We start from the raw sequence: 13,035 nt of genomic DNA, 5'->3' as shown, positions 1-13,035 counted from the left end.
ATATGCTGCTGGTTGGAGATAACATTGGCAAAAAGTTTGGAAAGAACTGGATATTTAGAAATCAAAACTTTGAACTTGATCAAGGTAACGTAGTAGCTATAACTGGAAAAAACGGATCAGGAAAATCAACATTACTCCAAATAATGGCTGGATATTTAACACCAAGCGAAGGAAAAGTACTATCAAATGATACCTTACTAGAAGAAGCTCAGCCTTCAATTTCGTTCATTGGACCTTACACTGAAGTCATTGAAGAGTTTACGCTAAGAGAGCTTTTATCTTTTCATCAAAAGTTTAAAAATCCTATTGTAGAGATGAAAGAAATGGCAGAATCAGCTTCTCTACCATTAGATAAGTTAATTGCTGAGTTTTCAACCGGCATGAAACAGCGAACAAAACTGATTACTGCATTTTATTTTGAAAATGACATTTTATTTATGGATGAGCCAACTGCAAACCTTGATCAAGAAGGATTTGATTGGTGGTCAAATGAGCTGAAAAAGTTGTCTAATAAGCTAATTTTAGTGGCCTCTAATGATTCTAATGAAATAAATATGTGTCAAAAAAGCATTAATCTTTAAAAAAAACAGCCTCAGCGAATAATTTCATGAGCATTTTAGAGTTTAGTAGGTATAAATGTCAAAAAGTCCTACTTTTGATTTAATCTTATATCTAATCAGAATACAGAATTTATGAAACGATTATCAAACTTACTTGCTGCCTTAGTTTTTGCTTCCTTAGTTATTTTTATGTCATGCGGTGGCGGTGGTGATGATCCCGCTCCAGATCCATTGGAGGAGCTGGCTGCAGATTTGACTGTTTCCGGATGGGCTCAACCTTCAACAGTGCAAACTGATGACGGTACAGCAGATGGAGACTGGTCTAACTTCAGCATTAGTTTTTCTGGTACCAAAGACGGTGGTTCATACACTGTAAGTGGTGTACCGGATGGATTCAGTGATGTCTGGGCAAATGGAACATGGTCATTCGGAAATTCGTCTGGTTCAGTTATCACCAAAGTTCAAAACGGTGTAACTACCGATATGACTGCATCAGTTTCCGAAAACAGTCTTTCTCTTGAATTTGATGTACAGGAGTCTACAGCAAGGACAAGTGGAATTACCGGAGAGTGGACGTTCGTTTTTAATTAATCAATTAAGATTTTTAAAATTTGAAGGGTAACTTTGTGTTACCCTTTTTTTATGCTCATCGAAGAAAAATATTTTGCTCAGGACAAGAATTATCTCCTTAAGTCCGTTCAGGCTTTCTCCAAGGAAGCACTTCTGAAAAACTGGCTTCACGAAATTTTAAAAGCGTACAACATCCAGCACAACCCTATGGAGCTTGAAGATGACTTTATTATCGAGCTAAAAAAGAAAATCCATTTCGCTAAAGAATTACTCGAAGAAAATTACGACATCCTTGCAGCAATTTATCGACATGACCATGCCGACAATCAGCTAGAGATAATGTGGGATGGCAGATCCCATATGGAAGCTTATGATAGTGACTGGAAAGAAATGTATGCACAATGGGTTTCTAAGCTTTCTTTGATCAAAGAAGTACAAAGACCAATCATCAAGTTTGCTGTTTCAGAAGGAGGTGTTAATCACACGTTTTTGAAACAATCGATTAGGCGCGCCATCCTTTCTAATTTTAACCTGAGGATGCGATCACAGACACTCTATAGAGTGAGTGCCTAACAAACTCTACTTAATGTCTACTAGGTTGGGGAGACAAGGATCTTTAGTGGCTTAATGCTTAATTCTGCACACCTTGCAAAACTTCTGCTTACCGGGAGGTCGCTTTTTAGGAGGCCGTTTATGCCCATGAAATTTTTCTCCTTTCTTAGCTTCCCTTTTTTTGTGCTTAACAACCTTCCTTTCCACCTTGGCATTTTCGGCGTATGCCTTGCTAACTCTTTTTCGGAAGGCTATTAGCTCCTCCTGAGATGTTTTAAGTTCTGCTTTTTTATCTTTCTTGAAAAAATCAAAAAATCCCTTTTTCTCCTTTTTTGTTGCCTGATATTGTGGACGAGGTGGCTTTCTTACTTCGGCACTTCGTGTATCCTGCGCGTAAGAAACACACGTGATACTAATTACAAATAGAATCAATAGACTTTTTCGCATAACACCTTTCTTATCCTCTCAACGATCTCAATGAAAAATATTGCCAAAACTGAGAAAAGATTTCCACCTATCATAAAATTGGTTAATCTTTTGCATAGAGTGAGACTTAACCCATCAAACCATTTTAATTTTCCGGTCGTTATCAAAGCTTCATGAGGCAATTAATCTTTTATACCCTATTGTTTATCTCCATCATCTCGTATGGCCAGATTGTCCGTGAATCTGAACTCATAAAAAAGATGGAGCGCGGCGCAGAGTTAATGGCTACAGGGAAATATGATAGTGCTCAAATACTTTTTCAGTTCGTGCTTCAGAACAAAGAAAAACTTCCATCAGAAATGGCGTATTTCTTTGGTAGGAATAGTTATCACCTGGGTAAATACAAGCAAAGTATCAACTGGTTAAATAAGTACATCCAACTTAAGGGTACTAAAGGCAAATATTATGAACCTGCCATTCAGTTTTTGCAATTTGCAGAGGACGAATATTTAAGAATTCAGCGTTCCCAGTCAGAACAATTGACCGTCGATTTAGAGTCTGCAGAATATGATTGTGGAGGACTGGAAAAAATGCTTTGCCCGGTCTGTCATGGTTCCGGCGTAGTAGTACAGCAAGGTATTTTCGATGAAGTATATAAAACATGCCCCTACTCTCTTGGTGAGGGATATCTATCATGTAAAGAATACAACATGTTCATGAGGGGTAGCTTAGAGCCTAAGCTCAGGGATTGATTTGTTGAAAAGTTACCTTTAAGTATCTTAAAAAGTCTGTCATCCTGAAGTTATGAAGGATCTCACCGCAAAGACTACATAAACTTCTAAATACTGAGATTCTTCCTTCGTCAGAATGACAGTTAATCCCATATTCCGGGTTAATATCTTTAAGACCTTTTTAGACACACTCTTATTTTCTCAGGAAAGGCGGTTTTTGAAATCGGAATAGTCAAATTCTTTAATCAGGTCAAAATCACCATTCTCCCTTTTGATTCCGATCGAAGGATGTTTAACCCCGTTAAATGTACTGGTTTTAACCATGGTGTAGTGGATCATATCCTTGAAAATAATTGGATCTCCCTCCTTAAGTGGTTTTTCAAACCAGTATTCATCCAAAAAATCCCCTGCTAAACAGCTAACACCTCCTAGTCGATATGCATGCCATCCTTCAATTTTAGTATCTGATCCCGATTCTAATTTTGGTCGATAGGGCATCTCCAGACAGTCAGGCATATGGCATGTAAAAGAACCATCAAAGATGGCGGTTTTTTTTCCTCCATTTTCCACTACATCCAACACTGTTGTGTACAGATCTCCGGTCTGCCATGCAAAGGCACTGCCTGGTTCCAGTATGATATCTATCTGATGCCTTTCCTTGAATTTCTTTAAAAGATCAATCAAATGATTCGTATCATACCCCTCGCGAGTCATCAAATGTCCTCCTCCCATATTCACCCATTTTACTTGAGAGAGGAAATGACCAAATTTTTCTTCAAATGCATGTAAAACATGTTCCAATGCTACTGAGTCAGATTCGCATAAAACATGAAAATGAAGTCCTTCAACTCGATCCGGAAGTTCTTCCAAATTCGCACTGGTAATACCTAACCTGGAAACAGGACTGGAAGGGTTGTATAAATCGGTATCTACATCAGACCACTCCGGGTTTACCCGTAATCCAACGCTAACATCCTCAGGAACACGATCAATGAACCTCTGGTATTGTGCAATCGAGTTGAAAGTGATGTGAGAAGATTTTGATACAATCTCATCGAATTCATCGTTAGAATATGCCACGCAATACGTATGTGACTTCACACCCATCTCTTCATTACATAACCTTACCTCGTTAAGAGAGCTTGCAGTAGCGCCTGATATGTACTTTTTAAGCAATGGGAACGTCCCCCACATTGCAAAACCCTTGAAAGCCAGGATTATTTCAACACCTGCCTGCTTTTGAATACTATTGATTAGCTCAAGGTTTTGAATGAGTTTCTTTTCATCAAGCACATAACATGGAGACGGTGTTTTCACTGAGTGTACCTTTCTTGAATAATATTCAAATGATGTTTTAGATGACCGGAAATAATGAATCCGAGAGTTTCTACTGACATTTCAACTCCATTTGACACTCCCACCCTTTGCCTTATATCACCAGGTATGGAAGTGAAGAGATCAACAGTACTTGCCCTTACGCTGGTAAATTCAGTCAACAAACTATGAATGGACCTTTTGTTTGCTTTGGACTCAGGCACATAATCGTCTTGTTCAAATCCGGGTAATTCTGTTTTGTCATTCCGAGCAAAGCATAACACGCGATAGGCAAAGATTCTCTCCGAGTCAATGACATGCTGAATCACTTCCTTAATGCTCCACTTTCCCTCAGCATATCTATACAGTCCTTGTTGTTCAGTCAACCTTTTGCAATAGTCCAGGAAATCATCTCCTGTTTTCAACAACAGTGGCACAAGCTCACCCTCGCCAAGGATTTGTACATATCCCCTATAAAATTCAGGTACTTTTTGAATATCCATCATGATTAATCCATTCCCAGGTCAATATCATGTTTTTCATGCCACGGCAACCCTGAAGTAGCGAGCTTTTCAAGGAACGGATCGGAATCAAACTCCTCTACGTTGAATACGCCAGCACCTGTCCACTTGTCAGTGAGCATCATATAGGCTCCAATCATTGCAGGAACTCCAGTGGTATAGGATACTCCTTGTGCGCCTGTTTCTTCGTATGCAGCTTTGTGGCTACAGTTATTCCAGATATAATACGTTTTCTCTTTACCGTCTTTTATGCCCTTGATTCGACACCCTATGGATGTTTCTCCTTCATAATTTTCACCTAACTCGCCCGGGTTTGGTAGCACAGCCTTCAAAAACTGAAGCGGAACAATCTCTTTACCTTCATAATTCACCGGCTCTATTGACGCCATACCTATGTTTTGAATCACTCTGAGGTGGGTAAGGTATTCATCTCCAAAGGTCATCCAGAAGCGAGCCCTTTTAATTGTTGGGTAATTCTTTACAAGTGATTCCAACTCTTCATGATAAAGCAAGTATGAAGGTCGCTTACCAATATTTGGATACTCTAACTCCTTTCTAAATTCAAAAGGATTGGTCTCTACCCATTTTCCATCTTCCCAATATTTTCCTTTTTGAGTAATCTCTCTGATATTGATCTCAGGATTAAAATTGGTAGCAAAGGCTTTTCCATGATCTCCTGCATTACAATCCACAATGTCCAGGTAATGGATTTCATCAAAAAAGTGTTTTGCAGCTCTAGAAGTAAACACGCCTGTTACCCCTGGATCAAAGCCACACCCCAAAACGGCTGTAAGGCCTGCATTCTTGAATTTATCCTGATATGCCCATTGCCATTTGTATTCAAACTTTGCTTCTTCTGGTGGCTCATAGTTTGCCGTATCGAGGTAATGCACCCCTGCTTCAAGGCAAGCATCCATGATGGTTAGATCCTGATAAGGCAAGGCTACATTAATCACCATTTTTGGTTGATGTTTTTTGAACAATGCCACTACCTGATCGACATGATCAGCATCAACCTGGTCAGTTTCAATCGTCACACCATGCTGTTTTTTCACATCAGCGGCGATATCATCACATTTCGATTTTGTACGAGATGCAAGAACGATCTCTGAAAAGACATCCGTATTCTGAGCGCATTTGAAGGCGGTTACTCGCCCAACTCCTCCTGCTCCAATGATTACTACTTTGGACATATTTGATATTTAAGATTTGTCCAAATTTAGCAGGAACTGTATCAAAGAATAAATCGATAGGTGTATTTAATCAAGAAAGTATTGTTTCCGGAAAGACCTGTAAGTTGAGAGGAAAGATCACTGAAACTGTTATTACGGGATTGGTCAAAGTAGGATCCATTATTTGCCCACACCAAAAACAAAGTTGATCCGGGAATATACTCCCATCTCATCACGAAATTTGAACGAATCTGAACAATATTAAAATTGGGATCATTAAAAGTATAGTCCGGCTCATTGTCTCCATTTTCAAACACTTCATATATACCTTCAGATTCGTCATAATTAATTTCAGATGCATCAAAAATGTAGAATCTACTGGAGTAGTTTTCAGCATTCGGTAGATGTACTCTTTTAAACTGGCTGTATTCTCCGGCCGCAATAAAAGGCTGGCCCCAGAATTCCAGTGTCAGATTGGGTGTAATGTTATAGTTAGCCCTTATTGACATACTATATGTCTCTTGCTCCACTCTGCCGAGCAGATATCTCATTTCACCATTAAACTCTTGCTGGGTGATGTACTGTAAGTCGTTTCTGTTCCAGTTGATATTTGGAGAAATAGAGATTTGAAGTGCATCAGAAGCCCTTAGATTTAAATTAACTGATATTCCTGAGCTTTTTCTGAAATCGTTTTGACCCCAGTTGAACCAATTATTGAAAGATACTCTAAAATTCTTTCGACTGTTAGTGCCTATCCAATACCAATAATTAACATTCCCGGGATATTTGATAGAAGGTCCTCCTCTTAGGTCTGCATTTGATACTCTGGTACCGCCTACCCAAACACCCTGTCCAAATCCCCAGTAGTTTTTAAACTCCCAGTTCATATTGAAATTCATTCCCCTGTTTGTCACTGCTCCGCCAAAATCATTATTGTATTCCGCATAAAAATTATAGTTCTGCCAACGGAACGTATTCGTTACTTTATTCACTCTATACTGGGTCCAGAACCAATTATTAATATCATCTGTCTGGCGTAAAAATCCGGCATCATTTAAAGCGAGTTCAGGAGACTTAAAATTGGATCCTACAGTCCACCTCCAGTTACCACTCCTCTTGCCAAAGGAAAACGTTGCTGCCGATCCTGTCAATACTGTTCGTGTAGTGTCTACATCCTTGTGGTTATTGTCCGGCCGCTGGAAAAATCTTTCTGATGCGGTTTGGGTATTATAAATAGCACCCTGCGTCCCCTCTACCCTACTAAACATCGCCTTGAACTCCATACCATATTTTCTGTCTTTGAAATTGTGATCCAGATCTATTCCTGCGCTGGTTGCATTATCGTGAAGGTATTCCAATCCATTGCCACTATTATCAAATCTCTTTACATGGGTAGCCAGCGCTCCTACGACTGTCTTGCCTCCATCAATATCTTGCTGAACCCTTCCGACTAAAAAATTGGTATATGGCTCAACCCTTTCTTGTCCTCTTTCACCGTTTTCATAGACTACATTAGCATGTTCCTCATTAGTAACCGACTCTAACAGTCCCCAAGAAAATCCTTTGGCGTTCTTACCGGTAACTTTAGCTGCTCCGAGAATTCGGGTATTATTTGGGTAATCAATGTACTCCACATTTTCAGGGGATCCATGAGGCCTCCCACCTATCCGTCTGGAGTAGAACAGATTATTCGGGCCACCACTCGTCCTAAATGAAAGCAAATTGCTACCTTCTAAAAAGAAAGGTCGTCGCTCTCTAAAGAAAAGCTGAAAAGCAGATAGATTAACTGCTGAGGGGTCTGCATCAACTTGTCCAAAATCTGGATTGAACGTTAAGTCCAAGGTAATATCTGAGGTAATTCCAACTTTAGCATCTAACCCTAGATTACCTGTAAATTCCTTACCTGAATTTCTAAACGGGTTTTCTTCGTCTTTGGGATATTTTTCTAACGATGCTAGTACATAAGGCTGTATCTCTAATTGTTTCTGAGGCTTTATTCCTTTAATACCGTTCAATTCACCGAACAAATGAACCCATCCTGGTGCATTGGGGTCAACAGGTTGCCAGGTAGATCGCTCCTCTTCCCGAAAAATTCTACGAGTGAATTGAATACCCCAGGTATGATTTTCTTTATTAGCAAAGCGCAGTTGAGAAAGTGGGATTTTAAACTCAGCAATCCAGCCCTTATCATCAATACTTGTCCTCAAATACCATATAGGATCCCAGGTAGAGTCCCAATCATCACCATTATTAGAAACATATTCATCTCCTTTTACTCCCGAAACTGAGGCTGTAAATGAAAAAGCTGTCCGCTTATCGAAGTAGCTGTCAATGTTTATTTCAACAAAGTCACCGTCGAAACCATCTCTACGTGACATTCGCTCAACGATCTTCTCTGGTTCGGTATCATGAGCTCTAATCCCCACATAAAGGAACTTAGCGTCATATAAAATTTTAAACTGAGTTTGTTGCTTAGGAGCTACATTGTATTCCGGACGATGACCAACAAAGTCTCCGCCCCATTCTACCTGACCCCAGGCATCATCATCTAATTTTCCATCTAATACAATCGGACTTTCTGCCCATGCAGTGGTATAGGACTTTTTCGAGGGAAGTTCTGTTTGAGAAAAGCCGCTAAAACACAATAATGACCAAAGGCCAAAAGATAGTAGTCCAGTAGAGCGCATGTTTTGAGTTAGTTGACCAGTAAAAGAAGCAACACCATAAAAATGTTGCATCCTCTTTGAGATACTCTATCTGTGATGAGAGGTTACATCTTTTATGCGAAATAGGACTTTTTAATGATGGAAGGCTACTTCAGGGTATATCTAAAGCCTGTCTGTACAATGATTCTTGATGGAGAATTAACTGAATTACTGATTGGAGTGATTGAATGCCTGTAGTTTGGCTCTACTGTTAGATCAAACTTATCGAAGAGTGAATATCCAAATTCGAAACCTCCTACACCGTCAAATGACCATTCGTTGTACAAGTTCAATTCATCACTATTCAAAATTTCACGAGTTGGGTCAGATAAATTACCCTCCACCAGGTAATTCGCTGATAATCCGGCATTCACCCTCAGGCTAATTTTCTTATTTAAAACAAAGTAACCAGCCTTAAGTGGAATGGAGGCAAACTGCACGTTATTGTTTAAGTCGATTTGGTGATCATAGTTTTCCTCAATCTCAATGGTCGCTTCCCTAGAACTAAATCCCGGTTGAACTCCATCATCAATGCCACCATTTTCGTTTATCAAATCCTGATTATCAATTGTATATACATCAAGAACATTGATTGAGGCTGAACCTCTATTATCCATACTGGTATAGGCAAGTCCACTTTCAAGTGTCCACCTTTTTCCCAATGCCACACCAAAATCAATTCCAATAGAAGTCGCAATTCCTTCTTCCATTTCCTGTTGAATATTAGTTGTTGGATTGACGAAATTACCAGAACCAACTGCTGAAGCAAGTCCCGCTGGTTTCAGAGAGTTTGATAGAACTCCCGATCCTGCAAAGTCTGCATTGAATGTACCCGCTCCGGCTTCAACACCTGCCCACATCTTCTGATTATCTTTTGTAGAGGCTTTCTTACTCTTTGTATATGCAACCCCAGCGAAGTAGTATGGGTAAATTTCAGCTTCAACATCTGCTTGAGGAAGGTCTAACTTTCGTGAATCGAGAACTAAAATTCTGCTTTTTTCGGTAGTTAAAATGTTTTCAAATTGTCCCGTTTTTTCCTCTTGCTCAGGAGAAATTGATACTGGTGTGAAATTGAATGAAACAGGCTCATATGCCTCTGATGAATAATAGTAATTTGAATAATCCCAATCATTCTCTAACAGTGCATTATATGAGTTGCTACTTTGTTGCTTTACTTCGGAGTTTATTGGGAAGACAAGAACTCCAAGTAGAAGAACAGCAATAAATACTGCAGCTACAGACACCCATTTATAGATAGAATGTTGTGACGCGTATACCGCCACAAATTCAGCATTTAGGGCGTTTTCAATGTTTTCCCAAACACGTTCTGGCGCTTTTATCGTTTGATTCTCAAACTTTTTTTGGATGCTATTTTCAAAGCTCTCCGGACCCATATCTTATCTTGTCTCTCTGCATGACCTTTTCCGCAAGTAATGATTTAGCTCTGGAGTATTGAGATTTGGAAGTGCCTTCACTAATCTTCAACTTCTTTGCTATCTCATGATGCTTAAATCCTTCAATCGCGAATAGGTTGAAAATAACCTGGCAGCCGGTTGGCAACTGCCTGATCAGATCTAATAGTTCGTCATAGCTTAGCGCTGAAATCGCAGACTCTTTCTCACTCCAACTATCCAGGTCATTTACATCGACCATAGGATAGAGATAAAGTTTGCTACGTTGATGATTCAGTGCTGTATTCACAACTATTCGCTTTATCCAGTACGCCAATGAAGAGTCTTTCCTGAATTTTTTAATATTCTTAAAAACCTTTATGAAAGCCTCCTGCAAAATATCTTCCGCTTCCTGCTGTGCTTTCGAATACCTTAAAGCCACGAGATACATACCATCACAATACTTGTCATAAAGTGCTTGTTGGTATTCTCTTTTGCCTTTTTGGCAACCTTTAATCAATTTTTCTTCAGAAACCGACATTCATGTTGGCATTTAAATAGACCCAATGCTGTTTATTATAGTTGCAATCTCTAATTTGGGATTTTAGTACCTCTAAAGATATGAAGAACCTGACGATAATTACAATTTGTTTTCTATTAGTACAATGTGAACCCATTGTACCCCAACAATCTGTACAGAATAAAAAAATAATTTTTGATAATTACGAATATGAGAACATGGTGGGTTTTACCAATGTGCTTCCAATCGAAAACGGTCAGGCCAAAGAACTAGAAAACCCAATTGTAACTCAAAATGACTCAGAGCAACTCATTTTAACTTTCGATCTTCTGACAGATCAATTCGAAAACTTAAGTGCTAAAATCTACCATTGCAATAAAGACTGGACACAATCACGGTTGAGGGATATGGAATTTCTAAACGAAATCAACAATTATCGAGTCACTGATTTTGATTACTCAGTCAATACTGTTCAACCGTACATTAATTATCGTTTTCAAATACCTAAACCTTTCCTATCCGGTAACTACATTGTCGCAGTTTTTAGACGCGCTAATCCCGACGACCTCATTCTGACTCGAAAATTTATGGTTGTGAACCCGATTGCCTCGATTGATCATACAGTCAGAATTAGTACAACCATTGACAAAAGGGAAGAAAACCAGCAAATAGAATATGGAGTCCGATACGGAAACCTTCAGGTAAACTCTCCGATTCAGGATATAAGTACTGTCTTACTCCAGAATCACAACTGGCGAACAGCAATCAGAAATGTAGAACCAACGCTCATTCGAGCCAACGATGGCTATGTGGAATACAGACATCTTGACTTAAAAACGAATTTTTATGGATGGAATGAGTTTCGATTTGCAGATCTCAGAACACTCAGTGTTGCCGGAAGAAATGTAGGTAGAATCACCAATACAGGAACCAAAATAGTAGCTCCCCTGAAGCTTGATGGTACCCGAGGAAACATCACCTACACCCAAAATTTTCAGGATATCAATGGGAATTTCATTGTTCAAAACAATGATCCGGGAGAGGGCAATCTCAATGCAGACTATGCACAGGTGGTTTTTAATCTTAAGTCAGAACCCATAGCAGGAGATGTTTATGTAACTGGAAGATTTAATAACTGGCGACTAACAGATAAAAACCGAATGAGATATACCAACGATAACGGGCCGGGCAGATATCAAACCTCATTAATTCTAAAGCAGGGATATTATGAGTATTTGTATTTTGTGCAAAGTGAAGATGTTATACCTTATCACTTTGAAGGTAGTCATTTACTAACTGAGAATGAATATGAAATTTTGGTTTACTATCGCAAACCCGGAAACATCAATGATGAGCTGATTGGTTACAAGCGTTTTAGATCAGTTGAGCAGTAATTATACATTGAATCTAAAATGCATCACATCTCCATCCTTCACTACATATTCCTTTCCTTCAATGGATAGTTTACCTGCCTCACGACATCCGGCTTCCGTTTTATATTGCTGATAATCAGGTATTTTGATTACCTCAGCCTTGATAAATCCTTTTTCAAAGTCTGTGTGAATCACACCGGCAGCCTGTGGCGCCTTCCACCCTTTTTTGATAGTCCATGCACGCACCTCGGTCTCCCCTGCAGTGAAATAGGTAATCAAATCGAGTAGCGAATAAGAAGCTTTGATGAGTCTGTTCAGACCTGATTCCTTCAATCCATACTCTTCCAAAAACATCTGTTTCTCTTCCGGATCATCAAATTCTGCAATTTGCTCCTCCAGACCGGCTGAAACTAGGATCAACTGAGCATCCTCATTTTTAATATTTTCTTCTAACTTCTTACTCCATTCATTGCCGGTGTTAATGGACTCCTCATCCACATTTGCAACATAAATAATCGGCTTATTCGTTAGCAATTGTAATGTCTTAACCCAGGCCCTTTGCTCCTTATCCATCTCAAGAGATCGAGCGTTTTGACCACTTTCCAGATGGGTCTTGAATTTCAAAAGAACATCATATTCAGCTTTTGCATCCTTGTCTCCGGATTTAGCAATTTTTTGCACTCGTTCGATTCGCTTATCAATGGATTCAAGATCCTTTAACTGAAGCTCAGTATCTATAACTTCTTTGTCTTCAATAGGATCCACTTTTCCAGAAACATGAACGATGTTGTCATTATCAAAGCATCGGATTACATGAATTATAGCATCTACTTCGCGAATGTTTGCTAGAAATTGATTTCCCAACCCTTCTCCTTTACTAGCTCCTTTTACCAGACCTGCGATATCCACAAATTCAATAACAGTAGGAAGTACTTTTTTCGGATTAACCAGGTCAGTGAGTATTTGGAGACGCTCGTCCGGCACTGTTATCACTCCGACATTGGGTTCAATGGTGCAAAATGGAAAGTTTGCTGCTTCCGCTTTTGCGTTAGATAATGCGTTAAAAAGTGTTGATTTCCCTACATTAGGTAGACCAACGATTCCACACTGTAATCCCATAGAATTTGCTTAAAGAGTATTTATTTCTGTTTCGGAGCGCAAAACTACTGGATATTAAAATAAAAAACCCTGATCCCGTAG

General features: G+C 39.3%; 13 protein-coding genes. 5 read left to right on the top strand and 8 right to left on the bottom strand.

Annotated features, from left to right (window positions below; translation table 11 throughout):
- Positions 1–2 precede the first annotated feature (2 nt).
- From ACQK2H_RS07835 to ACQK2H_RS07825, 3 genes are all read left to right on the top strand, one after another.
- Positions 3–581 (top strand): ABC transporter ATP-binding protein, encoded by a 579-nt coding sequence (locus ACQK2H_RS07835; RefSeq protein ID WP_425390880.1) that lies wholly within the window; start codon positions 3–5, stop codon positions 579–581.
- 111 nt (positions 582–692) lie between these two features.
- A complete protein-coding gene (locus ACQK2H_RS07830; protein WP_425390879.1) occupies positions 693–1,151 on the top strand; it encodes a hypothetical protein in 459 nt (152 codons plus the stop codon).
- Positions 1,152–1,202: 51 nt separating this feature from the next.
- Positions 1,203–1,703: a hypothetical protein gene (locus tag ACQK2H_RS07825; protein WP_425390878.1), complete on the top strand. Its 501-nt coding sequence runs from the start codon at positions 1,203–1,205 to the stop codon at positions 1,701–1,703.
- A gap of 51 nt (positions 1,704–1,754) precedes the next feature.
- Here the strand turns inward: ACQK2H_RS07825 and ACQK2H_RS07820 are convergent, their stop codons facing one another.
- Complete coding sequence (locus tag ACQK2H_RS07820) at positions 1,755–2,129, bottom strand: hypothetical protein (protein WP_425390877.1); 375 nt, start codon at positions 2,127–2,129, stop codon at positions 1,755–1,757.
- A 152-nt stretch (positions 2,130–2,281) separates the two neighbouring features.
- On the opposite strand from ACQK2H_RS07820, the gene ACQK2H_RS07815 reads away from it, so the two are divergent.
- On the top strand, positions 2,282–2,860 hold the full coding sequence (locus ACQK2H_RS07815; RefSeq protein ID WP_425390876.1) for a hypothetical protein: 579 nt from the start codon (positions 2,282–2,284) through the stop codon (positions 2,858–2,860).
- A gap of 180 nt (positions 2,861–3,040) precedes the next feature.
- On the opposite strand, the gene nspC is transcribed toward ACQK2H_RS07815, so the two are convergent.
- The 6 genes from nspC to ACQK2H_RS07785 all read right to left on the bottom strand — a co-directional run bounded on the left by nspC (position 3,041) and on the right by ACQK2H_RS07785 (position 10,483).
- Positions 3,041–4,156, bottom strand: coding sequence for a carboxynorspermidine decarboxylase (gene nspC, locus ACQK2H_RS07810; RefSeq protein WP_425390875.1), 1,116 nt, complete (start codon positions 4,154–4,156; stop codon positions 3,041–3,043).
- Positions 4,153–4,659, bottom strand: a complete 507-nt coding sequence (locus tag ACQK2H_RS07805; RefSeq protein WP_425390874.1) for a DinB family protein — start codon at positions 4,657–4,659, stop codon at positions 4,153–4,155. Before ACQK2H_RS07805 ends, nspC begins: the two co-directional genes overlap by 4 nt.
- 2 nt (positions 4,660–4,661) lie before the next feature.
- Entirely contained in the window at positions 4,662–5,867 is a 1,206-nt protein-coding gene (locus tag ACQK2H_RS07800; protein ID WP_425390873.1) for a saccharopine dehydrogenase C-terminal domain-containing protein, read from the bottom strand.
- A gap of 41 nt (positions 5,868–5,908) precedes the next feature.
- Positions 5,909–8,584 (bottom strand): DUF5916 domain-containing protein, encoded by a 2,676-nt coding sequence (locus tag ACQK2H_RS07795; RefSeq protein WP_425390872.1) that lies wholly within the window; start codon positions 8,582–8,584, stop codon positions 5,909–5,911.
- Between the two features lie 74 nt (positions 8,585–8,658).
- A complete protein-coding gene (locus tag ACQK2H_RS07790; RefSeq protein ID WP_425390871.1) occupies positions 8,659–9,945 on the bottom strand; it encodes an outer membrane beta-barrel protein in 1,287 nt (428 codons plus the stop codon).
- Positions 9,926–10,483: an RNA polymerase sigma factor gene (locus ACQK2H_RS07785; protein ID WP_425390870.1), complete on the bottom strand. Its 558-nt coding sequence runs from the start codon at positions 10,481–10,483 to the stop codon at positions 9,926–9,928. The genes ACQK2H_RS07790 and ACQK2H_RS07785 overlap by 20 nt, the downstream gene beginning before the upstream one ends.
- An 80-nt stretch (positions 10,484–10,563) precedes the next feature.
- On the opposite strand from ACQK2H_RS07785, the gene ACQK2H_RS07780 reads away from it, so the two are divergent.
- On the top strand, positions 10,564–11,856 hold the full coding sequence (locus ACQK2H_RS07780) for a type IX secretion system plug protein domain-containing protein (protein WP_425390869.1): 1,293 nt from the start codon (positions 10,564–10,566) through the stop codon (positions 11,854–11,856).
- Here the strand turns inward: ACQK2H_RS07780 and ychF are convergent, their stop codons facing one another.
- Positions 11,857–12,954: a redox-regulated ATPase YchF gene (gene ychF / locus ACQK2H_RS07775; protein WP_425390868.1), complete on the bottom strand. Its 1,098-nt coding sequence runs from the start codon at positions 12,952–12,954 to the stop codon at positions 11,857–11,859.
- Between the last annotated feature and the right edge of the window lie 81 nt (positions 12,955–13,035).

It is taken from the genome of Ekhidna sp. (assembly GCF_965228795.1).
GTDB lineage: Bacteria > Bacteroidota > Bacteroidia > Cytophagales > Cyclobacteriaceae > Ekhidna.
The sequence above is the reverse complement of the archived record's forward strand: the minus strand, read 5'-3'. Positions and strand labels throughout refer to the sequence as shown.